24 protein-coding genes are annotated in these 26602 nt (G+C 63.6%); 9 read left to right on the top strand and 15 right to left on the bottom strand.

Features of this window, described 5'->3' with window-relative positions; translation table 11 throughout:
• Positions 1 to 2: 2 nt before the first annotated feature.
• Positions 3 to 1478: a Fe-S cluster assembly protein SufB gene (gene sufB, locus ACIPV6_RS02775; protein ID WP_144658782.1), complete on the bottom strand. Its 1476-nt coding sequence runs from the start codon at positions 1476 to 1478 to the stop codon at positions 3 to 5.
• Entirely contained in the window at positions 1478 to 2299 is an 822-nt protein-coding gene (locus ACIPV6_RS02770; protein ID WP_400269422.1) for a helix-turn-helix transcriptional regulator, read from the bottom strand. The genes sufB and ACIPV6_RS02770 overlap by 1 nt, the downstream gene beginning before the upstream one ends.
• Positions 2300 to 2409: 110 nt before the next feature.
• Between ACIPV6_RS02770 and ACIPV6_RS02765 the strand changes: the two genes are divergently transcribed.
• The 3 genes from ACIPV6_RS02765 to ACIPV6_RS02755 are packed head-to-tail and all read left to right on the top strand — an operon-like array spanning position 2410 to position 5107.
• Positions 2410 to 3369 (top strand): ABC transporter ATP-binding protein, encoded by a 960-nt coding sequence (locus tag ACIPV6_RS02765; RefSeq protein WP_400269421.1) that lies wholly within the window; start codon positions 2410 to 2412, stop codon positions 3367 to 3369.
• Positions 3366 to 4130, top strand: coding sequence for an ABC transporter permease (locus ACIPV6_RS02760; protein ID WP_400269420.1), 765 nt, complete (start codon positions 3366 to 3368; stop codon positions 4128 to 4130). Before ACIPV6_RS02765 ends, ACIPV6_RS02760 begins: the two co-directional genes overlap by 4 nt.
• Before the next feature lie 32 nt (positions 4131 to 4162).
• Positions 4163 to 5107, top strand: coding sequence for a heme A synthase (locus ACIPV6_RS02755; RefSeq protein ID WP_400269419.1), 945 nt, complete (start codon positions 4163 to 4165; stop codon positions 5105 to 5107).
• Positions 5108 to 5495: 388 nt separating this feature from the next.
• Here the strand turns inward: ACIPV6_RS02755 and ACIPV6_RS02750 are convergent, their stop codons facing one another.
• Positions 5496 to 6458, bottom strand: coding sequence for a heme o synthase (locus ACIPV6_RS02750; protein ID WP_400269418.1), 963 nt, complete (start codon positions 6456 to 6458; stop codon positions 5496 to 5498).
• A 435-nt stretch (positions 6459 to 6893) separates the two neighbouring features.
• Here ACIPV6_RS02750 and tkt point away from each other — a divergent pair, with 435 nt between their 5' ends.
• The 6 genes from tkt to pgl are packed head-to-tail and all read left to right on the top strand — an operon-like array spanning position 6894 to position 15115.
• The gene (gene tkt, locus ACIPV6_RS02745; RefSeq protein WP_400269520.1) at positions 6894 to 9008 is read left to right on the top strand and encodes a transketolase; all 2115 of its coding nucleotides are present in this window, start codon (positions 6894 to 6896) and stop codon (positions 9006 to 9008) included.
• 33 nt (positions 9009 to 9041) lie between these two features.
• Positions 9042 to 10160: a transaldolase gene (gene tal, locus ACIPV6_RS02740; RefSeq protein WP_400269417.1), complete on the top strand. Its 1119-nt coding sequence runs from the start codon at positions 9042 to 9044 to the stop codon at positions 10158 to 10160.
• A gap of 6 nt (positions 10161 to 10166) precedes the next feature.
• Entirely contained in the window at positions 10167 to 11798 is a 1632-nt protein-coding gene (locus ACIPV6_RS02735; protein ID WP_400269416.1) for a glucose-6-phosphate isomerase, read from the top strand.
• A gap of 14 nt (positions 11799 to 11812) precedes the next feature.
• Entirely contained in the window at positions 11813 to 13369 is a 1557-nt protein-coding gene (zwf, locus tag ACIPV6_RS02730) for a glucose-6-phosphate dehydrogenase (protein ID WP_400269415.1), read from the top strand.
• Complete coding sequence (locus ACIPV6_RS02725; RefSeq protein WP_400269414.1) at positions 13366 to 14307, top strand: glucose-6-phosphate dehydrogenase assembly protein OpcA; 942 nt, start codon at positions 13366 to 13368, stop codon at positions 14305 to 14307. The genes zwf and ACIPV6_RS02725 overlap by 4 nt, the downstream gene beginning before the upstream one ends.
• A complete protein-coding gene (gene pgl / locus ACIPV6_RS02720; protein ID WP_400269413.1) occupies positions 14297 to 15115 on the top strand; it encodes a 6-phosphogluconolactonase in 819 nt (272 codons plus the stop codon). The genes ACIPV6_RS02725 and pgl overlap by 11 nt, the downstream gene beginning before the upstream one ends.
• Here pgl and ACIPV6_RS02715 read toward each other — a convergent pair.
• The 12 genes from ACIPV6_RS02715 to ACIPV6_RS02660 all read right to left on the bottom strand — a co-directional run bounded on the left by ACIPV6_RS02715 (position 15068) and on the right by ACIPV6_RS02660 (position 26593).
• Positions 15068 to 15463 (bottom strand): RNA polymerase-binding protein RbpA, encoded by a 396-nt coding sequence (locus ACIPV6_RS02715; protein ID WP_400269412.1) that lies wholly within the window; start codon positions 15461 to 15463, stop codon positions 15068 to 15070. The genes pgl and ACIPV6_RS02715 overlap by 48 nt on opposite strands.
• Positions 15464 to 15607: 144 nt before the next feature.
• Positions 15608 to 15865 carry a preprotein translocase subunit SecG gene (secG, locus tag ACIPV6_RS02710; RefSeq protein WP_017198454.1) on the bottom strand — a complete coding sequence of 86 codons (258 nt, stop codon included), beginning with the start codon at positions 15863 to 15865 and terminating at the stop codon, positions 15608 to 15610.
• Positions 15866 to 15901: 36 nt separating this feature from the next.
• A complete protein-coding gene (gene tpiA / locus ACIPV6_RS02705; RefSeq protein ID WP_400269411.1) occupies positions 15902 to 16717 on the bottom strand; it encodes a triose-phosphate isomerase in 816 nt (271 codons plus the stop codon).
• A gap of 76 nt (positions 16718 to 16793) precedes the next feature.
• The gene (locus ACIPV6_RS02700) at positions 16794 to 18020 is read right to left on the bottom strand and encodes a phosphoglycerate kinase (protein ID WP_400269410.1); all 1227 of its coding nucleotides are present in this window, start codon (positions 18018 to 18020) and stop codon (positions 16794 to 16796) included.
• 9 nt (positions 18021 to 18029) lie between these two features.
• Positions 18030 to 19040, bottom strand: coding sequence for a type I glyceraldehyde-3-phosphate dehydrogenase (gap, locus tag ACIPV6_RS02695; RefSeq protein WP_400269409.1), 1011 nt, complete (start codon positions 19038 to 19040; stop codon positions 18030 to 18032).
• 270 nt (positions 19041 to 19310) lie between these two features.
• Positions 19311 to 19934, bottom strand: coding sequence for a superoxide dismutase (locus ACIPV6_RS02690; protein ID WP_397321776.1), 624 nt, complete (start codon positions 19932 to 19934; stop codon positions 19311 to 19313).
• A gap of 177 nt (positions 19935 to 20111) precedes the next feature.
• Positions 20112 to 21092, bottom strand: a complete 981-nt coding sequence (whiA, locus tag ACIPV6_RS02685; protein ID WP_018777554.1) for a DNA-binding protein WhiA — start codon at positions 21090 to 21092, stop codon at positions 20112 to 20114.
• 13 nt (positions 21093 to 21105) lie between these two features.
• Positions 21106 to 22122 carry a uridine diphosphate-N-acetylglucosamine-binding protein YvcK gene (gene yvcK / locus ACIPV6_RS02680; RefSeq protein ID WP_400269408.1) on the bottom strand — a complete coding sequence of 339 codons (1017 nt, stop codon included), beginning with the start codon at positions 22120 to 22122 and terminating at the stop codon, positions 21106 to 21108.
• The gene (gene rapZ, locus ACIPV6_RS02675) at positions 22122 to 23045 is read right to left on the bottom strand and encodes an RNase adapter RapZ (RefSeq protein WP_397321774.1); all 924 of its coding nucleotides are present in this window, start codon (positions 23043 to 23045) and stop codon (positions 22122 to 22124) included. The genes yvcK and rapZ overlap by 1 nt, the downstream gene beginning before the upstream one ends.
• Before the next feature lie 111 nt (positions 23046 to 23156).
• Positions 23157 to 25169 carry an excinuclease ABC subunit UvrC gene (gene uvrC / locus ACIPV6_RS02670; protein ID WP_400269407.1) on the bottom strand — a complete coding sequence of 671 codons (2013 nt, stop codon included), beginning with the start codon at positions 25167 to 25169 and terminating at the stop codon, positions 23157 to 23159.
• 52 nt (positions 25170 to 25221) lie between these two features.
• Positions 25222 to 25890 (bottom strand): lysophospholipid acyltransferase family protein, encoded by a 669-nt coding sequence (locus tag ACIPV6_RS02665; RefSeq protein WP_400269406.1) that lies wholly within the window; start codon positions 25888 to 25890, stop codon positions 25222 to 25224.
• Positions 25877 to 26593 carry an HAD hydrolase-like protein gene (locus tag ACIPV6_RS02660; RefSeq protein ID WP_400269405.1) on the bottom strand — a complete coding sequence of 239 codons (717 nt, stop codon included), beginning with the start codon at positions 26591 to 26593 and terminating at the stop codon, positions 25877 to 25879. The genes ACIPV6_RS02665 and ACIPV6_RS02660 overlap by 14 nt, the downstream gene beginning before the upstream one ends.
• Between the last annotated feature and the right edge of the window lie 9 nt (positions 26594 to 26602).

Below are 26602 nucleotides of genomic sequence, written 5' to 3'. Positions count from 1 at the left end.
TGTTAACCGACGGATCCTTCCATCTGAAGTTCAATCAAGCGGTTGAGCTCGAGGGCGTATTCCATGGGCAGTTCACGGGCGATCGGCTCGATGAAGCCGCGCACGATCATGGCCATGGCCTCGTCCTCCGGCATGCCGCGGGACATCAGATAGAAGAGCTGCTCTTCGCTGACGCGGGAAACGGTAGCCTCGTGGCCCAGTACGACGTCGTCCTCGCGGATGTCGATGTACGGGTAGGTGTCCGAACGCGAAATCGTGTCCACCAGGAGCGCGTCACAACGGACGGTGTTGGCCGAGTGCTTGGCACCTTCGCGGACCTGGACCAGGCCACGGTAGGCAGCACGGCCGCCACCACGGGCCACCGACTTGGAAATGATGGAGCTCTTGGTGTTCGGAGCGATGTGCACCATCTTGGAACCGGTGTCCTGGTGCTGGCCCTCGCCGGCAAAAGCGATGGAGAGCGTCTCACCCTTGGCGTGTTCGCCCACAAGGTAGACGGCCGGGTACTTCATGGTCACCTTGGATCCGATGTTGCCATCTACCCATTCCATGGTTGCGCCTTCTTCGCAGATGGCGCGCTTGGTGACCAGGTTGTACACGTTGTTGGACCAGTTTTGGATGGTGGTGTAGCGGACGCGTGCGCCCTTCTTCACGATGATTTCCACAACTGCAGAGTGCAGGGAATCCGAGGTGTAGATCGGAGCCGTGCAGCCTTCGATGTAGTGCACATACGAGTCTTCGTCGGCAATGATCAGCGTGCGCTCGAACTGACCCATGTTCTCCGTGTTGATACGGAAGTAGGCCTGCAGGGGAATGTCCACGTGGACGCCCTTGGGAACGTACACGAACGAGCCACCGGACCAGACCGCCGTGTTCAGCGAGGCGAACTTGTTGTCACCCACGGGGATCACGGTGCCGAAGTACTCCTGGAAGATCTCCGGGTGTTCCTTCAACGCGGTATCGGTGTCCAGGAAGATTACGCCCTGGGCTTCAAGGTCCTCGCGGATCTGGTGGTAGACGACCTCGGACTCGTACTGGGCAGCAACACCCGAGACGAGACGGCTGCGCTCAGCTTCCGGGATACCCAGCTTTTCGTAGGTGTTCCGGATGTCCTCGGGAAGGTCTTCCCACGTCGCTGCCTGTTTCTCGGTGGAGCGCACGAAGTACTTGATGTTGTCGAAGTCGATGCCCGAGAGGTCTGCACCCCAGGTGGGCATGGGCTTGCGGTCGAAATACTTCAGGCCCTTGAGGCGGAGATCGAGCATCCATTCCGGCTCGCTCTTCTTGTCGGAGATGTCACGGACAACCTCCTCGTCGAGGCCACGGCGGGCGTTTGCGCCGACGTCGTTCTTGTCGGCCCAGCCGTACTCGTAGTTGCCGATTCCGTGCAGCTCGGGATTCTTTTCCAGAATCTCCGAGATCACAGTGCCGTCAGCTACCGCCTTCTCTGCTGTTCCTTCAGCTAATTGACCCGTCATCACGGCCTTTCTTGCTGGTTGTTTGATTCCTGGGACAGGCTTGCGGTCTGCTCTGCGATGCCGGGGAGCACCGTGGCAGCCGGTCGCCCGGTAGGTATGTGTGTGGTGCAGACGTGACCGCCTTGCGCCAACGTGGACAAGCGCCGGACATCGACGCCCACCAAACGGGAGAACACCTTGGTTTCGGTGTCGCAGAACACGGGAAATTCGGCCGCGAGCTGCTGGATGGGGCAATGCCCCTGGCACAGTTGGACACTGGAGAATTCGGCGGGCAAGGGAGCCTTGGCCTCGATGGAGTGGGCGGAGGCTACGTAGCCGTCCCGGCTCAGTGCCTTGGACAAAGCCACTGCGCGGGCTCCTATGTCCTCACCGGCAGCAGCCACCTCGGGCGCATAACGGCGTTCCAGCTCGGCGAACCGTTCTTCCGCATAATCTCGTACCGCGTCTTCTCCCGCGATATCCTGCAGGCGGCGCAGTGCAGAGGTTGCGATGTTCAGGTAGTCGTCGCCCAGCTTGGACTGGCCTTGTGAACTGAGGACGTACCGCCGTGCCGGACGGCCTGCACCGGCTCCGGCCTTTGCGACGCGCTTGACTTCGATGACGCCGTTCCGTTCGAGGTGGTCCAAGTGCCGGCGTACGGCCGCAGGGGTGAATCCAAGCAGGTCACCGAGTTCTGCGGCGCTGACAGGTCCGTTTTCCAGGACGGCGGCAAGGACGCGGTCGCGCGTACGGTCTTCAGCATCCGGCAGCGAAAGCACGGGCGCAAGGGGCCCGTCCGCCGCAGCATGCCGCTTCGAGGGCATGGAAACTGGAGTGCTCATGGAATACACAACACAATCATGTCGTAATTTCATTCCGGCCTCCAGTAAGGCAAGACTGACCTTGCCTTACCCGCCGCATGTGACCGTACTACTTCGCGTAGAATACTTTGGTGCGATCCACCGACTCCCCTGTCCTCACCATAGACGGACTCATCAAGGATGTTGGCCCCCTGGCCTCCCTTGACGGCAAAATGCTCAGGGTTGTGAGTGGCCTTTCCCTGGTAGCGGAGCGCGGGCAAATCACCGCCCTCCTTGGCGCGAACGGTGCCGGCAAGACCACCACCCTGGAGTGCGCCCAAGGTCTGCAGAAACGGACAGGGGGCACCATCTCGCTCCTCGGCGAGGACCCGGACAGCGCAGGCGCGGAACTGCGCTCACGCGTTGGTGTGATGCTCCAGGACGGCGGCCTCCCGCCGTCGGCCCGTCCCCTTCCCTTGCTGCGCCATGTGGCGGGCATGTATGCGAACCCCATGGACCTTGACCTCCTGGTGGAGCGGCTCGGCATCAACCAGTTCAGCAGGACCAACGTCCGCCGCCTGTCCGGAGGACAAAAACAGCGGCTGGCCCTGGCCGCCGCCCTGGTAGGCAACCCGGACATCCTCTTCCTGGATGAGCCGAGCGCGGGCCTGGACCCGCAATCGCGCCAGATCGTTTTCGACCTTATCGCCGAACTCCGCGACGCCGGGATGGGCATCGTGCTCACCACCCACCTGATGGACGACGCCGAGCGGCTCGCCGATTACGTCTATATCATCGACGGCGGGCACAACGTCGCCGAAGGAACAGTCGCCGAGCTGTTGGCACACGACCATTCGACCGACATCGCGGACAGAACCCTCTTCTTTGACGGACCGGCCGGAATGGACTTCAGTGCAGTTCTCCGGATCGGCCTCCAGGTCACGGAAACGAGGTCCGGAAGCTATTCGGTCAGCGGCGCCCTGACTCCGGCGGACCTGGCAGCCCTGACCGCGTGGTGGGCAGAACGAAACATCATGCCGGCATCCCTCCGCCTTGAAGCACGCAGCCTGGAGGACGTATTCCTGGACATTTCCGGAAGGGACCTTCGATGAGCAAGCTACTGGCACCCAACGCAGGTCCGGCCTCCCTGTCCCGCCGCATCGTCCAGCAGGGCAAGTACGAGACCATCACCATGCTCCGCAACGGTGAGCAACTCATCCTGGCCATCGTGTTGCCGCTCATGGCCTTGGTAGGTCTGTCGGTTACTCCCTTGCTGGACGGACTTGGCGGCTCCCGTGTGGACATCGCGACGCCGGGCATCCTGGCACTCTGCGCCATGTCCACGGCTTTCACAGGCCAAGGCATCGCCACAGGATTCGACCGCCGCTATGGCGTTCTGCGCTTCCTGTCCACCACCCCGTTGGGCCGGGGTGGCCTGATCGCGGGAAAGATCCTGGCTGTGTTGGTGGTGTTGTTCCTGCAGGTAGTGGTGGTCACCATTGTTGCCGGCTTGCTGGGGTGGCACCCCGCACCGGCAGGCTGGCTGCCCGGGCTGGCTTTGTTGGTCCTCGGAGCTGCAGCGTTCACCGCGCTGGGGCTGCTGGTTGCGGGTACGGTGCGCCCGGAAGCCACGTTGGCCATTACCAACCTCCTGTGGATCCTGCTCGGCGCCCTGGGTGGGATTGTTGTTCCAGCCGAGAGACTCCCGGCGCTGGCCCAGAACATAGTGCACTTCCTCCCATCCGGCACCCTCGGACAGGCGCTGCGCGAGGCGTTCCTGCACGGAGCCATCGCCTGGCCGGCCGCCTTGGTCCTGCTGCTGTGGACACTGATTGCGGGCGCCGCGGCCATCCGCTGGTTCAAGTGGAACTGACCACCGAACGAGAACTGAGAAACGAGAAACCTGTGAGCACGGCATCACGCCTTCCCAAAACCGTTCAGCGGTTCACATCCAAACTCCCCACCGAGGTGAACCGGACCATCCGGCGCCTGGCCGTCCTGTCACTGATCGGCCAAACAGTATTGGTTGTGACCGGCGGCGCCGTTCGCCTGACGGCCTCCGGCCTTGGCTGCCCCACCTGGCCGCGATGCACCTCGGACTCCCTCGTCAACACTCCGGAAATGGGCATCCACGGATTCATCGAGTTTGGCAACCGCCTCCTGACATTCGCCCTCGCCGCCGTGGCCGCCCTCATGCTGGTCTACTTGTGGAACCTCCGCAAGGAACGCCGTGACCTCTTCCTCCTGGCCCTCGGCCTCCTGGCCAGCATTCCCGCGCAGGCCGTCATCGGCGGCATCACGGTTCTTTCCGGCCTGAATCCCTGGGTAGTGGGCTTGCACTTCCTGGTGTCCATGGCCCTGGTGGTCTTTGCAACACTCCTGGTCAACCGGGCCCACGGGCGCACCGGACGGTTCATGAACCGCACCCTGGTTCCGCTCCCGGCCGTTATGCGCCCCGCGATGCTCGCAGTGGCCGTATTCTCGGCCATTGCTGTGATGCTCGGAGTAGTCGTGACGGGCGCCGGCCCGCATGCAGGCGACGCCGACGCACCCAGGAACGACCTCGACTGGGACCTCTTCTCGCACATCCACGCCGTTCCGGCCTACCTGATCACGGCAGGCTCGCTCTTCGCCGTCTACGTGGTGTTCCGGCATAAGATCGCTGGCCCTTTCCGCACGGCCGCTTACCTCATGTTGGCCGTCACCGTGTTGCAGGCCATCATCGGCTTCACCCAGTACTACAACGGCATCCCCGCCCTCCTGGTTGGCGCGCACATGCTCGGCGCGGCGTTGCTGATGAGCGCCTCAACCAACGCGGCAGACCTGGCGAAGGCGAGCCCGGTCAAGTAGGCCCAAGTCGGCTCAGCGCCCTCGCCGGCCAGCCAGAAGGCCCGACGGCGTCACTCAGGTGAGTGACGGCGTCGGGCTTCTTCGTAGCCGGATCACGACAGCAGTGAGGGGCTTGCAGTGTGAGAACATCCGTCTGGCGAACGCTCGCTCACAAAACACCCCCGGACCGACGACGCTCTCTCACTTTCCTGACGAAAGCGAGCGAGCGTCGGTCTGACGGAGCGCATAGATGCGAGAGCGTTGGGCAGGACACCGGCGTTTGGTGAGAGAAGGATCGTTGGAAAGGGCTGTTTGGTGAGAGAGCGTTGGGGGTGGGGATAGCGAAAGTCCGACGTCGGCACTTGCGGGTGCCGGCGTCGGACTCTGCGTTGGGGGGAGCCTTTGGCTCCTAGCCGCCGATCAGCGGCGCACCCACGAAGGGATCGACCGCGAGGGCGATGAACAGCAGAGTGAGGTAGCTGATAGAGCCGTGGAAGACCTTCATGGCGCCCTTGTTGGAAACATCGCCGCCTTGGGCCCGCTTGTACAAGGCGTGGCTCTCGTAGAGGAACCAGGCGCCGGCGGCAACCGCGGCAATGGTGTAGACCCAGCCCGCGCCGCCCACGGGGATCATCAACAGCGAGCAGGCCACCATGGCCCATGCGTAAAGGACAACCTGCACCGAGACCACCTTGGCGCCGGCGATGGCACCGAGCATGGGCACCTTGGCGTTGCGGTAGTCCTCGCCATAGCGCATGGAAAGGGGCCAGTAGTGCGGCGGGGTCCAGAGGAAGATCACCATGAACAGAACGATCGCGGGCCACTCAACGGTGTTGGTCACGGCGGCCCAAGCGATCAGGACAGGGAAGCAACCCGCTGCGCCGCCCCAGACGATGTTCTGCGCAGTACGACGCTTGAGGATCATGGTGTAGATGACGACGTAAAAGACGATTGCGCCGAGGCCAAGCCAGGCGGACAACGGGTTGGCACCGAACCACAGGATCGCAATGGACGCGGCCCCAAGGATCCAGGCGAACACGAGCGCTTCGCGGGGCGTAACCTCCCCCGTCACGAGCGGACGCTTCTCGGTCCGGTGCATGAGTTTGTCGATGTCCCGGTCGATGTAGCAGTTGAAGACGCCCGCGCTGCCGGCGGCGAACGCGCCGCCCACCAGCGTGGCCAGGATCAGGCCAATGGAGGGGAAGCCGCGCTGGGCGAAGATCATGGTGGGCAACGTGCTGACCAGGAGCAGTTCGATGACCCGGGGCTTGGTGAGGGCCAGATACGCCTTGAACTTACGGGAAATTCCGATGCCTTCCCGGGCCGGGGAGGCGTTAAGGGGCGTATCAGTTGTGCTCACGGCGGCAGTCACTCTGTTCTATGTTCTGGGGTTCTCGCAGCGGCAGCGTCCGGTTGATGGTGGAACCGGGGGCCGGACACCGCTGGTGGCCTCCAGATATCATACCGTGGCCGGAAGTGGACCAATGTCCGCAAAATACGTCAATGTTTCCGAATCTTCACGTGTTCAGGGCGCCTTGGTGATTCATATAAGCGAAATTCTGTCCAGTTAGTGGGATTCCCTGAGTCCCACGCCACGTTTAGGGCTAAGCTGTGAAACAGATCAGCACACGTCGACTGTCCGGGAAACCGTATTCTCGGATTCTCCGTGCGACTGGATGAGAGATCAACGTTTCAATGGTGAACGGCTGGTAGACACATTGCAGCGGGCGCCATCCTGAGCTTCCTGCGTGCCGTGTTTCCAAAACCTGCCGTCAGCACAGAGAGGGGCTCGGTTTTCGTGCCACATTTGGAAGAGCAAGTACTGTCCTGGACCGATCTGGACCAGAAGGCTGTTGACACTGTTCGGGTGTTGGCTGCTGATGCTGTGGAGAAGGTCGGCAACGGCCACCCTGGTACGGCCATGAGCTTGGCTCCGGCGGCGTACCTGCTGTTCCAGAAGCTGATGCGCCACGACCCCAAGAACCCTGAGTGGATTGGCCGGGACCGCTTCATCCTCTCCCCGGGCCACACGTCCCTGACCCTTTACATCCAGCTCTTCCTTTCCGGTTACGGCCTGGAACTGAAGGACCTCGAGGCATTGCGTACCTGGGGTTCGTTGACCCCGGGCCACCCGGAGTACAAGCACACCGCGGGTGTGGAGATCACCACCGGCCCGTTGGGCCAGGGCTTGGCGTCCTCGGTTGGTTTCGCTTACTCCCAGCGCCGCCAGCGCGGCCTGTTCGACGCCGATGCTCCCGCCGGCGAATCGCCGTTCGACCACACCATCTGGGTCATCGCTTCCGACGGCGACCTGCAGGAAGGCGTCACCTCCGAGGCTTCGTCGCTGGCCGGCCACCAGGAACTGGGCAACCTTGTTGTTGTCTACGATGAGAACCACATCTCGATCGAAGACGACACTGATATCGCGTTCACCGAGGATGTCTTGAAGCGTTACGAGGCCTACGGCTGGCACACCCAGCGCGTGGACTGGACCAAGACCGGCGAGTACGTCGAAGACGTCCAGGAACTGTACTCGGCACTGCTGGCTGCGAAGGCTGAGACCACCAAGCCGTCCATCATTTCGCTGCGCACCATCATCGGTTACCCGGCCCCGAAGAAGCAGAACACCGGCAAGATCCACGGTTCCGCCCTGGGCTCCGAAGAAGTTGCCGCGCTCAAGACCGTGCTCGGTTTCGACCCGGCCAAGTCCTTCGAGGTCGACGAAGAGGTCCTGGCACACGCCCGCAAGGTCGTGGAGCGCGGCTCCGAGGAACGCGCCGCGTGGCAGAGCAAGTTCGAGGCATGGCAGGCGTCCAACCCGGACGGCGCGGCCCTCCTGGAGCGCATCGAGGCCAAGAAGCTGCCCGTGGGCATCGACGCAGCCCTGCCCGTGTTCGAGGCCGGCAAGGATGTTTCCACCCGCGCCGCTTCCGGCAAGGTCCTGAACGCGATCGGCCCGGTCCTTCCGGAACTCTGGGGCGGTTCGGCCGACCTCGCCGAGTCCAACAACACCACCATCGAGGGCTCGCCGTCGTTCATTCCCGCTTCGCGTTCCACCGAGGCTTGGAAGGGCAACCCGTACGGCCGCGTGCTGCACTTCGGTATCCGCGAGCACGCCGCCGCCTCGATCGTGAACGGCATCTCCCTGGCCGGCCGCACCCGCGCGTTCTCCGGTACGTTCCTGATCTTCTCCGACTACCAGCGCCCCGCCATCCGCCTCGGCGCGCTGATGGGCGTTCCGTCGCTGTACGTCTGGACGCATGACTCGATCGGCCTGGGCGAAGACGGCCCGACCCACCAGCCCGTGGAGCAGCTCGCCTCGCTGCGTGCCATCCCCGGCCTGGACGTGGTCCGCCCCGGTGACGCCAACGAGGTCTCCGCCGCATGGAAGGCCATGCTGGAGAACCACGAGAACCCGGCCGGCATTGTCCTGACCCGCCAGAACATCCCCACCTACGCCCGTGGCGAAGGCGCAGCGAACGGTGACACCTTCGCGTCCACCGCCGGTGTGGCAAAGGGTGGCTACGTGCTGGCCGAGGCCTCCAAGGACGGCGAAACCGTTGACGCGCAGGTCATCCTGATCGGCACCGGTTCCGAGGTCCAGCTCGCCGTCCAGGCCCGCGAAGCCCTCCAGGCCGAAGGCGTCGCCACCCGCGTTGTCTCCATGCCGTGCGTTGAGTGGTTCAAGAAGCAGGACGAGGCCTACCGCGAATCCGTCCTCCCCGGCTACGTCAAGGCCCGCGTTTCCGTGGAAGCAGGCCTCGCGCTCGGCTGGCAGGAATTCGTCGGCGACGCCGGCCGCTCCATCAGCCTCGAACACTTCGGTGCCTCCGCTGATTACAAGCGCCTGTTCAACGAATTCGGCATCACCGCCGAAGCCGTTGCAGCCGCAGCCAAAGACTCCCTCGCAGACCTTTCTTAGTAAACGTCTGAAACCCCATCAAGGAGAAAACCAATGACCAGCACTCCCACGCAGCAGCTGTCTGACGCCGGCGTTTCCATCTGGCTCGACGACCTCTCCCGCAACCGCCTGGAGACGGGCACGCTGCAGAAGCTCATTGAGGAGAAGAACGTGGTTGGCGTGACCACCAACCCGTCCATCTTCCACGCCGCCATCACGTCCGGCACGGACTACGACGCAACCATTGCAGCCAAGGCCGCAGAAGGTGCCAGCGTCGAAGAAACCATCTTCGAGATCACCACCACTGACGTGGCGGACGCTTGCGACCTGTTCGCCCCGCTCGCAGCAGCCACCAACGGTGTGGACGGCCGTGTATCCATCGAGGTGGACCCGCGCCTGGCGTGGGACACCGCGGGCACCATCGCCGAGGCCAAGCACCTCTACGCCAAGGTCAACAAGGACAACGTCCACATCAAGATCCCGGCAACCCTGGAAGGCCTCGAAGCCATCACGGCCACCTTGGCTGAAGGCATCAGCGTCAACGTGACCCTGATCTTCTCGCTGGAGCGGTACCGCGCAGTCATCAATGCTTTCCAGTCCGGCCTTGAGCAGGCCAAGGAGAACGGCCACGACCTGTCCAAGATCCACTCCGTTGCCTCGTTCTTCGTTTCCCGCGTGGACACCGAGATCGACAAGCGCCTCGACGGCATCGGCACGGACGAGGCCAAGGCACTCAAGGGCAAGGCAGGCGTCGCCAACGCACGCCTCGCCTACCAGGTCTACGAAGAGCTGTTCTCCACGGAACGCTGGAACGTGCTCGCAGAAGCGGGCGCACTCCCCCAGCGTCCGCTGTGGGCTTCCACCGGCGTCAAGGACCCGGCCTACCCGGACACCCTCTACGTGACCGAACTGGTTGCCGCCGGCGTGGTGAACACCATGCCGGAGAAGACCCTGGATGCCACCTTCGACCACGGTGTGGTCACCGGCGACACCATCAGCGGCACGTACGAAGACGCCAACGCCGTCCTCAACGCCCTTGAAAACCTCGGTGTTTCCTACAACGACGTCGTTGCGCTCCTTGAGTCCGAAGGACTCGAGAAGTTCGTGGCCAGCTGGAAGGAACTGCTGGCCGACGTCGAAGGCGCACTTGCTACCGCACGGAAGGCTTCCTAACCAACAATGAGCACAATCAGCTTTGACGCCAGCGGTGCCGCTCAGCAGGCAATCGCCCAGCACATTGACAGCCTGGTCGAAGACAGGATCGCTACGCGGATTTTCGCCAAGGACCACACGCTGTGGGGTCCGGACGCGGAGTCGGAATCCGCTATCCGCCTTGGATGGGTTGAGGCTCCGGCCGTTTCCCAGCCGTTGGTGGGCCAGATCCTGGAGTTGCGCGACGCGCTCCGCGCCGAAGGCGTTTCCCATATTGTCCTGTGTGGCATGGGTGGCTCGTCTTTGGCTCCGGAAGTCATTGCCGGCACCGCTGGCGTCGAGCTGACTGTCCTCGACAGCACCGATCCTGAACAGGTCAGTGCTGCCCTCGCGGACCGGCTGGCTGAAACGGCGATCGTCGTTTCGTCCAAGTCCGGTTCCACTGTTGAGACGGATTCCCAGCGCCGGGTGTTCGAGAAGGCGTTCAACGACGCCGGAATCGACGCCAAGAGCCGGATCATCATCGTGACCGATCCGGGCTCGCCGTTGGACAAGGCGTCCCGCGAAGCCGGTTACCGTGCGGTGTTCAACGCCGACCCGAACGTCGGTGGCCGTTTCTCGGCCCTGACGGCGTTCGGGCTTGTCCCGTGCGGCCTGGCCGGCGTGGATATCCAGGCGTTCCTTGATGAAGCCGAAGAAGCCGGAGAGGTCCTCAACGAGGACTCCTCGGACAACATCGGCCTGTCACTCGGCATTGCCCTGGGCGGGACCAACCCGCTGCGGAACAAGATCGTCATCGCCGAGGACGGATCCGGCATTGTTGGTTTCGCTGATTGGGCCGAGCAGCTCATAGCCGAATCCACCGGCAAGCTCGGCACCGGTGTACTGCCTGTCGTCGCTGGCCCGGACTCCCCCGAGGCCCGGGGCGGTGCCGACGACGTACTGGTCATCCGCCTGGTTGGTGCGGATGACGACGTCGAACTTCGCGAGAACGAGGTGGCCATCGCTGGCGGCCTTGCCACGCAGATGTTCGCCTGGGAGTTCGCTACCGCCGTCGCCGGTCGCCTCCTGGGCATCAACCCGTTCGACCAGCCCGATGTGGAAGCAGCCAAGGTTGCCGCGCGTGGCCTGCTCGACGCCCGTCCCGAACCGACGCCTGCTGCCTTCACCGACGGGGCCGTGGAAGTCCGCGGTGGCGATTGGCTCGGCTCCTCGGCAACTGTTACGGAGGCTGTGCAGGCACTTCTCGGCCAGCTCGGCACCGATGGTTACCTCAGCGTCCAGGCCTACCTGGACCGCATCAGCCACGCACCCCTGGAGGGCATCCGCGATGAACTCGCAGCTGCCAGCGGCCGTCCGGTGACGTTCGGCTGGGGACCGCGGTTCCTGCACTCCACTGGACAGTTCCACAAGGGCGGCCCCGCTATCGGCGTCTTCCTGCAGGTTACTGCTGCATCTTCCCTTGATCTTGAAATTCCTGAGCGGCCCTTCACCTTCGGCGAACTCATCGCGGCCCAGGCCTCGGGTGATGCCCAGGTGCTGGAAAGCCACGGCCGCCCCGTCCTGCGCCTGCACCTCACCGAGCGTGCCGCAGGCGTAGCCCAGCTCCAGGATGTCATCGCTGCGTTGACCGGTCAGCCCAGCGCACTCGAAAGCTAAGGCACAAAGCAAACATGCCAGATACTGAAAACGGCAGGAAGACTGCCGGTTTGCGGAATCCGTTGCGGGATCCGCGGGATCGTCGTTTGAGTCGTATTGCCGGGCCGTCGTCGTTGGTGTTCTTTGGGGTCACTGGTGATCTTGCCCGGAAGAAGTTGATGCCGGCGGTGTATGACTTGGCGAATCGTGGGTTGTTGCCGCCGAGTTTCGCGTTGGTGGGTTTCGGTCGGCGTGAGTGGGATAACGCTGATTTCGCTGCTGAGGTGAAAGAGAACGTGAAGGCCCACGCCCGGACGAAGTTTGATGAGGCGGTGTGGGAGCAGTTGGCTTCCGGTATCCGCTTTGTCCAGGGCGAGTTCGACGACGACGACGCTTTCGAGCGCCTCGGGGACGTGTTGGAGGAGCTGGATGAAACCCGCGGCACCCGCGGGAACCATGGCTTCTACCTGTCGATCCCGCCCAAGGCGTTTGAGCAGGTCTGCCGGCAGCTCTCCAAGCACGGCCTGGCGCAGGCCAGGCCTGGGCAGTGGCGGCGGGTGGTGATCGAGAAGCCGTTCGGTCATGACCTGGACTCCGCCCGGGCTTTGAATGACATTGTGGAGTCGGTGTTCCCGCCGGATGCGGTGTTCCGGATTGACCATTATTTGGGCAAGGAAACGGTGCAGAACATTCTGGCGTTGCGGTTCGCGAACCAGTTGTTCGAGCCGTTGTGGAACGCGAACTACGTGGACCATGTGCAGATCACCATGGCCGAGGACATCGGCACGGGCGGCCGTGCCGGGTATTACGACGGTGTGGGTGCGGCCCGGGACGTGATCCAAAACCATTTGCTGCAGTTGCTGGCGTTGACGGCGATGGAAGAGCCGATCTCGTTCAACGCCGATGATTTGCGGGCGGAGAAGGAAAAGGTCCTCGCCGCGGTGAAGCTGCCTGAGGATTTGTCCACGCATTCCGCGCGGGGTCAGTTCACCGGCGGCTGGCAGGGCGGGGAGCAAGTCCAGGGGTATTTGGATGAGGACGGCATCCCCGCGGATTCGAAGACGGAGACGTACGCTGCGATCCGGGTGGACATCAACACGAGGCGTTGGGCCGGGGTGCCGTTCTACCTGCGCGCGGGTAAGCGCCTGGGCCGTCGGGTGACGGAGATCGCGGTGGTGTTCAAACGTGCCCCGAACCTGCTTTTCCGTGACCATGGGGAGGATGATTTCGGGCAGAACGCGGTGGTGATCCGGGTCCAGCCCGATGAGGGCGCCACGATCCGGTTCGGGTCCAAGGTCCCGGGCACGCAGATGGAAGTGAGGGACGTGACCATGGACTTCGGTTACGGTCACTCCTTCACCGAGTCCTCCCCGGAAGCGTACGAGCGGTTGATCCTGGACGTGCTCCTGGGTGAGCCGCCGCTGTTCCCCCGGCACCAGGAAGTGGAACTGTCCTGGAAGATCCTGGACCCGTTCGAGGACTACTGGGCGTCCCTGGATGAACAACCGCAACCCTACGCGCCGGGCAGTTGGGGACCGGCCGCCGCCGATGAACTCCTTGCCCGTGACGGACGAACCTGGAGAAGGCCATGATTGTCGATCTGCCGGACACCACCACCTCGAAAATTTCCAAGAAAATCACCTCCCTGCGCGAGCAAGGCGGCGTGATCGCCCTGGGCCGGGTCCTGACCCTGGTGGTCGTGACCAAATCAGGGCAGGAAGAAGAAGCGATCGAGGCCGCGAACGAAGCCAGCAGGGAACACCCCTGCCGGATCATCGTCCTGGCCGACGCCGGCGCTGAGGCCCCGGACCGGCTCGACGCTCAAATCCGCGTCGGCGGTGACGCCGGCGCGTCCGAAGTGATCGTGCTGCGCGGCTACGGCCAAATGGCCCACGAAAGCGAATCCCTCGTCGCCGGACTCCTCCTCCCCGACGCCCCGATCGTGGCCTGGTGGCCCCACGGCGCCCCCGAAAGTGCCTGCGAAACCTCCATCGGAGCCATCGCCCACCGCCGCATCACAGACTCCGCCAACGAACCCGATCCCGCCCAAGCCCTCGACAACATCCGCAACACCTACAAAGCCGGAGACACCGACCTCGCCTGGACCCGCCTCACCAACTGGCGCATCCAACTGGCAGCGGTGCTCGATCAGGTGGACAGTGATCCGGTGTCCGCGATTGCTGTCGAAGGTGCCTCGGACTCCCCCAGCACGCTGCTGCTTGCTGCCTGGTTGACGTTGGCACTTGAGGCGCCGGTGACCATCGTGGCCGATCCAGCCGGGACCGGCATCCGCCGGGTGCGGCTGACCCGTGCCAGCGGCGATGTGCAACTGTTCCGCCCGGGCCTGTCGGTAGCGGAGCTGACCCAGCCCGGCCAGCCGGCGCAGCGCATCACCTTGCCGCGGCGCAGCCTCAAGGACTGCCTCGCCGAAGAACTCCGCCGGCTCGACCCCGACGAAGTCTTCGGAGAAGTGATTACGATGGGACTGCCACTTACCAGCCAGAGGAGAGTCCAGACCAGTGCACGCTGAGCCCAGAGTAAGCATCCACCCAGACTCCAAAGTGTTGATGGCCGCCATTGCGGCACGACTCATCACCAAGCTTGTGGATGTCCAGGACAAGCATGGCGAAGCCACAGTGGTCCTCACCGGCGGAACAGTGGGTATCGGGACCCTGCGGGCGGTGGCCGAGTCGGCGGCCGCTCCGGCAGTGGACTGGTCGCGGGTGAACTTCTGGTGGGGCGACGAACGCTTCGTGTCTGCGGACAGCGGTGACCGGAACACCCGCCAGGCCCGTGAGGCGCTTCTGGCGCACCTCCCGGTGGATCCTGAGCGCATCCACGAACCTGGTTCCTCGGATGACTTCGCAACGGCCGAAGAAGCTGCCGCGGACTACGCGGACCGCTTGAAGGTGGCCGCCGAGGCAGAACACTCGGCCGACATGTCTGATGACCGGCCCGAGGAACCGGGCACCTTGCCCCGCTTCGACGTCCTCCTGCTGGGCGTCGGCCCGGATGCCCACGTTGCTTCGTTGTTCCCGGAACAGGCGGCCATCCGGGTCAAGGACCGTACTGTGGTGGGCGTTGAAAACTCACCCAAGCCGCCGCCGTCGCGGGTTTCCCTGACCTTGCCCGCGATTAACACTGCCCAGGAAATCTGGATGGTAGTGGCTGGAGAAGACAAGGCCGGTGCTGTGGGGCTTGCCTTGGCCGGCGCCAATCCCGTTCAGGTTCCCGCGGCCGGCCCGGTGGGCCGCTCAAGGACCCTGTGGCTGATCGACGAGAACGCCGCCTCACGTGTCCCGCAGCAGTTGGTCCGGAAGGACCCCGCGGGCGCGTAGCCTCTCAAGAGCTCCGGCCAGGACGATTTCCGCGTCCTGGCTGGAGCGTCTTTCTTTAACGTAATCCAGGTGTGATTTGAAGATTTCATCGTCCGGGCGTGCTGCTGCTGGATGCAGCGGGTCGCGGGACGCCGGAAGCCCACACTTAGGGCAGTCCCAGGTCTTGGGAATTTGCTCGTCCGGCAGCTTAAGAAAAACAAGCCGCGTCTCATGTCCCTTGGCGCACCAATAGGGAACACGAATACGCGGCAACTGTTCTCCGTCACTGTGATCGCTCTGATTTCGCGGTGCGGACCCTTGGGTTACTCCCACTCGGGTCCCCCGGTAACCGGGCGTGCCATGAACCATTTCGAACCCCTAGCGACTCGGTGGTCGGCCGTATGGCCCTTGGGCCTGACGGCCAACACCGACAGTCTAATGCCAGGTGAACGACGGCGGCACCAAACTTTGGTGCCGCCGTTCAGGATGGCGTGACGAACATTCCGGAGGAGATCAGGAATCCCCGCCGGAGGTGAAACGCATGATGAGGCCGAGGCCGATGATGACCACTCCCCAGGTGATGCCAAGGATGATGGTGAACCTGTTGAGGTTCCGCTCTGCAACCCCGGACGAGCTCAAACCGGAGCTCATGCCACCACCGAACATATCGGACAAGCCGCCACCACGGCCCTTGTGCAGGAGAATGAGCAGCGTCAGCAGAAGGCTGGTAATGCCCAGCAGGATCTGCAGGATAACTTGAAGAACGTCCACGACGGCCTTTCGAAGAAGCGGAAAGCGGGAGCCGGACTAGTCCGTGACGAGGTGGCTCTCGAACCTGACAATGTTAGCAAACTCCGCAGGGTCAAGGCTGGCGCCACCCACCAGGAGACCGTCCACGTCCGGCTCGGCGAGGATCGCAGCGGCGTTGTTGGCCTTGACCGATCCGCCGTACAGCAGGCGGGTCTTGGCAGCGACATCGGCATCGAAGAGTTCTGTCAGCTCGGCGCGGATGGCGGCACACATTTCCTGTGCGTCTTCGGGTCCCGCAACTTCGCCGGTTCCGATGGCCCATACGGGTTCGTAGGCGACCACCAGATCAGTTGCCTGCTCCGCGGTGAGGCCTTCAACGTCGGTCCGGAGCTGTGCAAGGGTGTGCTCCACATGTGTGCCGGCCTGGCGGACCTCGAGTCCTTCGCCAACACAGAGGACAGGGGTGACCTCGTGTCGGTAAGCGGCCTTGACCTTGGCGTTCAGGACCTCGTCGGATTCGTTATGGATGGTCCGGCGCTCACTGTGACCCACCAGGACATAGGAGCAGCCCAACTTGTTGAGGAACTGGCCCGAAATGTCGCCCGTGTAGGCTCCCGAGTCGAACTGGGACAGATCCTGTCCACCGTACGCAACCTCAAGGTCGTCGCCCTGAACCAGCGTCTGCACGCCGCGGAGGTCGGTGAAGGGCGGGAAGACCGCCACTTCAACACGCTTGTAGTCGTGCTTCGCGTCGTCAAGCGTCCACGCGAGCTTCTGCAGCAACGTGATGCCCTGGACGTGGTCCATGTTCATCTTCCAGTTGCCTGCGATAAAGGGTTTGCGGACAAAGTTGCCGTTGGCAGAGGTAGTCACGTGAACTCCAAGGGGATGCGTTGAAATATGGACGGCCGGCGGAACGCAGGGCGTGCCGCCGGCCGGTTTACTCTATTTAGCGGTCCAGGACGCTGAGTCCCGGAAGTTCCTTGCCTTCGAGGTACTCGAGGCTGGCACCGCCACCGGTTGAGATGTGGCCAAACTGCTCGTCGTCGAAACCAAGGGTTCGAACGGCGGCGGCGGAGTCACCGCCACCGACGACGGTGAACGCCACGGTATCTGTCAGGGCCTGGGCAACGGCACGCGTGCCGGCCGAGAAGGCCTCGAACTCGAACACGCCCATGGGGCCATTCCAGAAGACAGTCTTTGCGCCCTCAATCTGGGCAGCAAACGCAGTTGCGGATTCAGGTCCGATATCCAGGCCGATGCCGGCCGTTCCAAAGGAACTTTCCTCGATGGCATCTGCCTTGACTACCTCGTGCTCGGCATCTGCCGCGAAACGGCTGGCCACTACGACGTCCGTGGGGATGACGAAGGAGGTGCCCGCGTCAGCTGCGCGCTTGAGGTAGTCCTGGACCACGGGGATCTGGTCTTCCTCAAGCAGGCTGCCGGCCACCTTGTGCCCGGCAGCAGCCAGGAAAGTGAAGAGCATGCCGCCGCCCACAAGGATCGTGTCGGCCTTGCCCAGAAGGTTGTCAATGACGGCCAGCTTGTCGGAGACCTTGGATCCACCGAGAACCACAACGTAGGGACGCTGCGTATCCGCAGTGAGCTTCCGAAGGACTTCGACTTCGGTGTGGACGAGGTCGCCCAAGTACGACGGCAGCCGGGTAGCGACGTCGTAAACGCTCGCGTGCTTGCGGTGGACAGCGCCGAAGGCGTCATCCACGAACGCGCCGTTGTCTCCGGTCAGGGCCACCAGTTCGTCGGCAAAGGCGCCACGCTCGGCGTCATCCTTGCTGGTTTCCCGGGCGTCGAAGCGGACGTTTTCGAGGACGAGCACCTCGCCGTCCTGGAGGCCGGCTGAAAGGGCCTTGGCGGACTCGCCAACGGTGTCCCCAGCCAGGGAGACCTTGAAGTCTGCCAGCTCCGCGAGGCGGGCTGCTGCGGGCTTCAAGGAGTACTTCTCCTCGGGGGCGCCCTTGGGGCGTCCGAGGTGGGCGGTTACGAGCACACGGGCACCGGCGTCCGAGAGCTTCTTGAGGACCGGAAGGGAGGCCTTGATGCGGCCGTCGTCGGTCACTGTAGAGCCGTCGAGCGGCACATTGAGGTCACTCCTGACCAGAATGTACCGCCCGCGGACACCTTCAGCGATGAGTTCGTTGAGGGTGTGAGATGTCATGTGTCTACCCTAGCCCAGCTTGGATGCGACGAGCTCCGTGAGGTCGACGAGGCGGTTGGAGTAGCCCCATTCGTTGTCATACCAGGAAACAACCTTGACCTGGTTGCCGATCACCTTGGTGAGGCCGGAGTCGAAGATGGAGGATGCCGGGTCCCCAACGATGTCCGAGGAGACGATCGGGGCGTCCGTGTAGCTCAGGATGCCGGCCCACTGCTCGGACTCCGCGGCGGCCTTGATGGCAGCGTTGACCTCAGCGACAGTGACTTCGCGGGAAACGGTGACCGTGAGGTCCGTTGCGGAGCCGGTGGGGACAGGAACGCGGATGGCGTAACCATCCAGCTTGCCCTTGAGCTCAGGCAGGACCAGGCCGATTGCCTTGGCTGCACCCGTGGACGTGGGGACCATGTTGATGGCTGCTGCGCGGGCGCGGCGGAGGTCGCCGTGGGGGCCGTCCTGCAGGTTCTGGTCGGCAGTGTAGGCGTGGACCGTGGTCATGAGGCCACGCTCGATGCCGAAGGCGTCGTTGACTACCTTGGCCAGCGGGCCGAGGCAGTTGGTGGTGCAGGACGCGTTGGAGATGATGTTGTGCGCTGCGGGGTCGTACTGGGAGTCGTTGACGCCCATGACGATGGTGATGTCTTCGTCGCTGGCAGGAGCGGAGATGAGGACTTTCTTGGCACCGGCGTCGATGTGCTTCTGCGCGGCTGCAGCCTTGGTGAAGAACCCGGTAGATTCGATGACGATGTCAACACCGAGGTCTGCCCACGGAAGGTTGGCGGGGTCGCGCTCTGCAAGGACCTTGATGGACTTGCCGTCGACGACGAGGTTGCCGTCCACAACTTCAACCGACTGGGTCAGGCGGCCTCCGACGGAGTCGTACTTCAGAAGGTGGGCGAGGGTCTCAGGGCTGGTGAGGTCGTTGACGGCTACGATCTCAAGGTCAGCGCCCTGGGCCAGCGCTGCGCGGAAGTAGTTGCGGCCGATGCGGCCGAAGCCGTTGATACCAATACGGGTGGTCACTGTTTGTCAATCTCCTTGGTGCTCTTGCAAGCACGCCTCGTGAGTTGGGTTTTTAGGTCCAACCAACAGACCCCGCACGCCATTGGGCAGAGGTGATTATCAGATCGGAAAGCGACCAGCCACGTTGCTGAAGGCTAACCGCCTTCCGTGACCCATCTTACGTTTAACTGAGCCTGCCCCCGCAACTGCGGGGGCAGGCATTTCAGCATTTGGCCCTAATTCACTGAAAAAGTGACTTTTGTTACACCAGTGTCAACCAGGGCTCACCACCTAGAGGACGATGAGGCCCGTGGCGTTGGTGCGGGCTGCTTCGAAGCGCTTGGCAACGTCTGCCCAGTTCACGATGTTCCAGAACGCCTTGACGTAGTCGGCCTTGACGTTCACGTAGTCCAGGTAGAACGCGTGCTCCCACATGTCGAGCATGAGCAGCGGGGTGGTTCCCACGGCAACGTTGCCCTGCTGGTCGTAGAGCTGTTCGATGAGCAGGTTGCCTGCGATGGGCTCGTAGGCCAGGAAAGCCCAGCCGGAGCCCTGCAGGCCAAGGGCAGCAGCGGTGAACTGTGCGCGGAAGGCATCGAACGAGCCGAAAGCGTCGTCGATGGCTGCTGCGAGTTCGCCTTCGGGCTTGTCGCCGCCGTCCGGGGAGATGTTGTTCCAGAAGACGGAGTGGTTGATGTGGCCACCGGTGTGGAACGCGAGGTCCTTGGAGAGGCGGTTGATGTTGGCGTAGTCGCCCTTGTCACGGGCTTCGGCCAGCTGCGCCAGCGCATTGTTGGCGCCGGCTACGTAGGCAGCGTGGTGCTTGCTGTGGTGCAGCTCCATGATCTTTGCCGAAATGTGCGGCTCGAGTGCTGCGTAGTCGTAGCCGAGCTCGGGCAGAACGTACTCTGTCACGAAATCCTCCAATGTCATGGACCGAAGTCCGGTTTGGTAACTCTCGTTGTGTTCATCCGACCGGCTGGGCGGCCGGAAATCCTTGGCGAAGAAGCCTGCGATTGCCTCCAAAGGGGGTCAACCCGTGGGGGCTTCACAGTATTTCCTTCCGCGCACTTTTGATTCTAGGGGCGTGAACTACTCGTCCATCATTTCCGGAGTCACATTTGCTTCGGTACCCGGAATTCCCAAATCCAACGCACGCTTGTCTGCCATGGCCAGCAAACGGCGGATACGCCCGGCGATGGCGTCCTTGGTCATGGGCGGGTCAGCCAAGCGGCCGAGTTCGTCCAGGCTGGCCTGTTTATGCGCAACGCGTAATTCCCCCGCATATTTGAGGTGGTCCGGAACGTCGTCGCCCAGGATCTCCAAGGCGCGGTCCACCCTGGCACCCGCAGCCACGGCAGCCTGGGCCGAGCGGCGCAGGTTGGCGTCGTCGAAGTTCGCGAGCCTGTTGGCCGTTGCCCGCACTTCCTTGCGCATGCGCCGCTCTTCCCAGACCATCAGGGCATCGTGGGCACCCATTCGTGTCAGGAGGGCCGCGATGGTGTCGCCGTCCCGGATGACCACGCGGTCCACGCCACGTACTTCGCGCGCCTTGGCCTGGATGCCCAACCGCCGGGCGGCACCGACCAAAGCCAGCGCGGACTCAGGGCCGGGACAGGTGACTTCGAGCGACGATGACCGGCCGGGTTCGGTGAGGGAACCATGGGCAAGGAACGCGCCACGCCAGACGGCCTCGGCATCGGCTGCGGAACCGTTCACCACTACGGAGGGCAGTCCCCTGACGGGCCTGCCGCGGCCATCGAGCAAGCCTGTCTGCCGGGCCAGGGCCTCGCCATCACGGACCACCCGGACCACGTAACGGCTCCCGCGCCGGAGGCCACCGCCGGACACGACGATGATTTCGCTCTGGTGGCCGTAGACCTCCGCAATGGCGGCCCGGAGCCGCCTGGCCGTGGATGCCAGATCCACCTCGGCCTCAATGACGATCCGCCCCGAAATAATGTGCAAGCCCCCGGCGAAACGAAGCATCGCTGAAACTTCGGCCTTGCGGACTGAGGACTTCTTGATGTCCAGCCGGGACAGTTCGTCCTTGACCGACGCGGTAAGTGCCATCGCGTATGTGTTCCTAACTGTTCCCGAAAATATCGTGGTATGCCGCTGCCAAGAGCAGGGGATCATGGACGGGGCGGCGGCTCGACGCCCCTACTCTACCCAACACGACCTCCGCGCCGATCATCCCCGCGGCCTTCTCGAAAGCCTTGAGGTCCGGGATTGCCGTGGGGTCGGCAAGGACCACGTCCACGCTGAACTCGGGGGCATAGCGGCGCAGGACATCGAGATGGTCCGCCGCGGTCATGCCCGACGTCTCCCTCGTCTCCATGTCCAGGTTCATGGTCAGGCAGCGCTTGGCCGTTGTTTCACCCAGGGCTTGCCGCAGTTCCGGCAACAGGAGATGCGGAAGCACCGAGGTGTACCAGGAACCCGGCCCAAGGATCACCCAATCGGCGAGTTCAATGGCGGTCAGGGCCTCCGTGCAGGCTGGGGCGTCGGCCGGCAGGAGCTGGACGTCCTCGAGCTTCCCGGCAACGGCGCATTTGGCTTGTCCACGGACGGTCTGGAGTTCGTGTCCGCCTCCGGGCAGGGCCACCCGGGCCTGGCCCTCGATGGTCAGGGGAACGCTGGACATGGGCAGGACCTGTCCGCGGGCCCCCAGAAGGGCCCCCGCCCACTTGAGACCGGCGACGGTATCCCCCAACAACTCCCAGAGCGTGACGATGAGGAGGTTGCCCATGGCGTGGTTGTCCAGCGAGCCGCCTTTGGCCGTGCCGGCGTTGAAGCGGTGCTGCATGACATCACGCCAGGTCCTGCCCCAGTCCGTATCGTCACACAGGGCGCTGAGCGCCATCCGCAAATCACCGGGCGGGAGGACACCGTACTCGTCCCTGAGACGCCCGGAAGAACCGCCGTCGTCCGCTACCGTGACGATCGCCGTCAGTTCGGAGGTCAGCAGGCGCAAGGCGGACAGGGACGCGGCCAGGCCGTGGCCTCCACCGAGGGCAACCACGGACGGACTCTTGTGCTGCTGGCTGCCGGGAACGCCCTTCGGTGGGATCAGGGGCAGCGGGCCGGTCAGGACGCCCATTACTCGCGGCCCAGGTCGCGGTGGGTGGTGGTGACGGTGACCCGTGGGTACTGCGCCAGCCTCTTGGAAAGCTCGACGGCGACAGCCACCGAGCGGTGCTTCCCACCGGTGCAGCCAACAGCCAACGTGGCGTAGTGCTTGTTTTCCTGGCGGTAGCCGTCCAGGACGGGTTCCAGGGCGCTGACGTAGCGATCCACGAACTCGTGGACACCGTTGGCGGCCAGGACGTAGTCGCTGACGTCCTGGTCCAGGCCGGTGTGGGGCCGCAACTGCGGGACCCAGTGCGGATTCGGAATGAAGCGGGCGTCAGCCACAAAGTTCGCGTCCACGGGGAGCCCGTACTTGAAGCCGAAGCTCATGACATTGAGCCGCAGCGTCACGGGCCCGGTGTCGCTGAACAGTTCCGTAATGGCGGTGGCAAGGCCGTGGACGTTGTAATCGGTGGTGTCCAGGACGACGTCCGCATGCTCGCGGAGTTCCCGGAGGACCTCGCGTTCAATGCCGATACCGTCGAGGATGCGTCCGCCGCCCTGCAGGGGGTGTGGCCTGCGGCCCTGTTCGAAGCGGCGCACCAGGACGTCGTCGCTGGCGTCGAGGAACAGGACCCGGAAAGTGATGCCCGTGGCGCTCAAGGCGCCCAACGCCGTCTGGATGTCCGTGAAGAGATCCTTGCTGCGGACATCCACGACGACGGCCAACTTGGGGATCGATTTGGGGGCATGGGACACAATCTCAGCCAAGGTACCCAGCATCTGGGGCGGCAGGTTGTCCACCACGTACCACCCGTGGTCCTCGAGGGCATCGGACGCCGTGCTGCGGCCAGCACCGGACATGCCGGTGACTACCAGCAGTTCCGCCTCCGGTGGCTTGACGGGCGTCATGCCGTCCTGCTCCGTCCCGGATCCTGCCGTTGACTCGTCCATCAGTCGTCCCCGTTTCCTCGGAAGTCGTATGTGGCCCACCGTGCTGCCGGAGGGCGGCACGATGGACCGGTGGCGTCGCGAAGGCTGCCACCGGTCAAGTTCTTACCCTAGCTAAGATTCGAGGATTTCGCCGGTGGTCATGTTGATGGCCGGGACCGTCCCACCTGCGTTTTCTCCAGAGCCGAGATGCTGGACCACGGCGGCTGCGAGGGCAGGCCCGATCCCCTTGGCCATGGTAAGTTCCCCGGCACTGGCTGCTTTGATCTTCTTGAGCGAACCGAAATGGGCGATCAGCGCCTTGCGCTTCGCTTCGCCCAATCCCGGGACGCCGTCGAGTGCCGAAACCGTCATGGCCTTCCCGCGCTTTTGCCGGTGGAACGTGATAGCAAAACGGTGCGCTTCGTCGCGAATGCGTTGCAGGAGGTACAGCCCTTGGGACGTCCTGGGAAGAATCACAGGGAAGTCGCTGTCCGGGAGCCACACTTCTTCGAGGCGCTTGGCCAGGCCTACGACGTAAACGTCGTCGATCCCCAGTTCCGCCAGGGCACGGGCTGCCGCATTCACCTGCGGTTGGCCGCCATCCACCACCACCAGGTTGGGCGGGTAGGCGAACTTCGCCTTTGGTGCCGGCAGCGTGGGATCCGACGGCGGCTGCTCCGTTCCGGCGGTTGGCGCAGCCTGCGTCGGATTGACGATTTCGCCGGAAACCGGGACCTGCGCGGCTTTGTCGTTCAGATAGTGCCTGAACCGGCGGGTCAGGACGTCGTGCATTGCGGCGGTATCGTCCGCGGCCGCCGGTCCTGTAATAGAGAACTTCCGGTAGTCGGACTTCTTGGGCAGCCCATCCTCCACCACCACCATGGAGGCCACCACGTTGGTGCCCTGCACGTGCGAGATATCGAAGCACTCGATGCGGAGCAGCGGCACCGGCAGCTCCAGTGCTTCCTGCAACTCCTGGAGGGCCAGGGACCGCACCGTGATGTCTCCCGCCCGCCGCGTCTTGTGGAGCTTCAGCGCCTGCTCGGCGTTCTCCCTGACCGTGGACATGAGTGCGGCCTTGTCCCCGCGCTGCGGAACCCTGATGTCCACCTTGGCGCCGCGCAATCCCCCGAGCCATTCGGCAAGCTCGGCATGGTTGCTCGGATTCTCCGGGACGAGCACCTCGCGGGGAATGCGGCCCTGTACCCCGCTGTCCTCACCGTAGACCTGTTGAAGCAGGTGTTCGATGAGCTCCGGCGTGGTGGCATCTTCCACTTTCTCCACCACCCAGCCGCGCTGGCCCCGGACACGGCCGCCACGCACATGGAAGACCTGTACGGACGCTTCCAGTTCGTCGTCATGAAGGGCGAAGACATCGGCATCCGTATCCTCGGCCAGGACGACGGCGTTTCGTTCGAACACCTTGCGCAGCGCGATGATGTCGTCCCGAAGTCCGGCCGCACGCTCGTAGTCGAGTTCCGCGACGGCCGCAGCCATGTCCTTTTCCAGCCTGTTGATGAAGCGCTTGGCTTCGCCGCCCATGAACGAGCAGAAGTCCTCCGCCAGGGCACGGTGTTCATCCGGGGTCACCCGGCCCACGCAGGGGGCGGAGCACTTGTCGATGTAGCCCAGCAGGCAGGGCCGCCCGCTGGCTTCGGCACGCTTGAAGACGCCGGCGCTGCAGCTGCGCACGGGAAAAACGCGCAGGAGGGTGTCCATGGTTTCCCGGATGGCACCCGCGGTATAGGGACCGAAGTAGCGCGTTCCCTTGCGGCGCTCGCCCCGCATCACCTGGACCCGCGGATACTTCTCCCCCATGGTGACGGCCAAGTAGGGGTACGTCTTGTCGTCCCGGAAGACCACGTTGAAGCGCGGCTTGAACTCCTTGATCCAGGTGTACTCCAGCTGGAGGGACTCCAGCTCGCTGCCCACCACGGTCCACTCGACACTGCTCGCGGCATGCACCATGGCATGCGTCTTGGGAAGCAGGCCCGCCGGGTTGGCGAAATAGGAGTTGAGCCTGGAGCGAAGGTTCTTTGCCTTGCCGACGTAGATCACACGGCCGTGCGGGTCGCGGAACCGGTAGACGCCCGGGGTGGTGGGAATTTCGCCTGTTTGGGGGCGGTAACTTGCTGGATGTGCCACGGTTCAAGTCTAGTGAACGGCACTGACACCAAATGCCAAGCGCGGTGTGCGGCTACTCCACAGCCTTGCTCTGGTTGTAGCTGGTGGAGCGTTCCTGGCCGCTGAGCACAGCAATGGCGTCCATGATCCGATCCGTCACTTCACGCCGTGCAGGAAGGGAGTGGTCGGGGCCGGTCTTGTCGAAATACAGCGGTTCCCCCACCTTCATGGTGAAGTGCTGGGGCCGGACGGCGTTCTTGTCCGCAGGCTGCAGCTTTTCAGTCCCGATCAAACCGACGGGGATCACCGGCGCACCAGTGGTCAGGGCAAGCCAGCCAACGCCGGTCCTGCCGCGGTAGAGGATGCCGTCCCGGGACCGGGTTCCCTCCGGGTAGATGCCGATGCCCTTGCCCGCTTCCAGGATGTCCAGCAGGGTCTTCAGTGCCTGCACGCTGGCAGCCTGCTCGCCGCGCTCCACGGGAATGGAACCCACGGCTTCGAAGAAGGACTTCATCACTGCACCCTTGACGCCCTTGGTGGTGAAGTACTCGGCTTTGGCGAAGAACGCCACGGGCCGCGGCATGAGTGCCTGGACTATGACACTGTCCAGGAAAGAAAGGTGGTTGGGGGCAACAATGAACGGGCCTTCCTTGGGCACATTCTCGAGGCCGATCACCGTGGGGCGGCACGTGGTGGAAATCAATCCACGCGTGGTCCACCGGATCGCATCAAAGACCGCCATCGTTATGTACCTCGCTCAGGGCTGCCGCACGGACAGCGTCAAGTTCTTCGATTTTGCTCCGCAGCCCGGCCGTGTCCTCCACAACCGCTACGGCTCCGGCCTCCTCCAGCTCGCCATCGGGCGCGAACCCCCAGCGGACGCCGATGCAGTCGAGTCCGTTGGCCATGGCTCCGGCGACGTCCTGGTGCCGGTCCCCCACCATCACGGCAGGCTGCGAGTGGAGTTGCGCCAAGGCCGCACCGACAATTTCGACCTTGCCAGGAGCGGTGTTCGCACCCAGGGATTCGTCATCGGAGGCACCACAAATGGCCACAAAGAAATCGGCAATTCCGTGGTGCTCCAGGACCATCCGGGCAATGCCTTGGGGTTTCTGCGTTGCCACGGCTACTGAACGGCCCGATTCCGTGAAGAATTCAAGGAGATCGAAGATTCCCGGGTACAACGTGCTTTGAGCAATGCCGGTCTCGCGGTAATGGCCGCGGTAGCGCTCGATGGTTTCATCGACCATTTCCGGCGGAACATTCGCCAAGTGGAGCAGGGAATCGCTCAGCTTGGGACCCACCATGGAATTCAGCACGGCCTGCTCCGGTACCGGGAGGCCCATTTCACGCAGTGCCGCAGAAATGCCCCCCGTGATACCGCCGGCTGGATCGACAAGGGTGCCGTCCAGATCGAATATTACGGGCACCTTTGTTTGAGTCACCGGGTTAGT

Origin of the sequence: Paenarthrobacter sp. NPDC089988 (assembly GCF_044748465.1) — a bacterium.
Lineage (GTDB): Bacteria > Actinomycetota > Actinomycetes > Actinomycetales > Micrococcaceae > Arthrobacter.
This window is presented reverse-complemented; position numbering and strand designations above follow the sequence as displayed.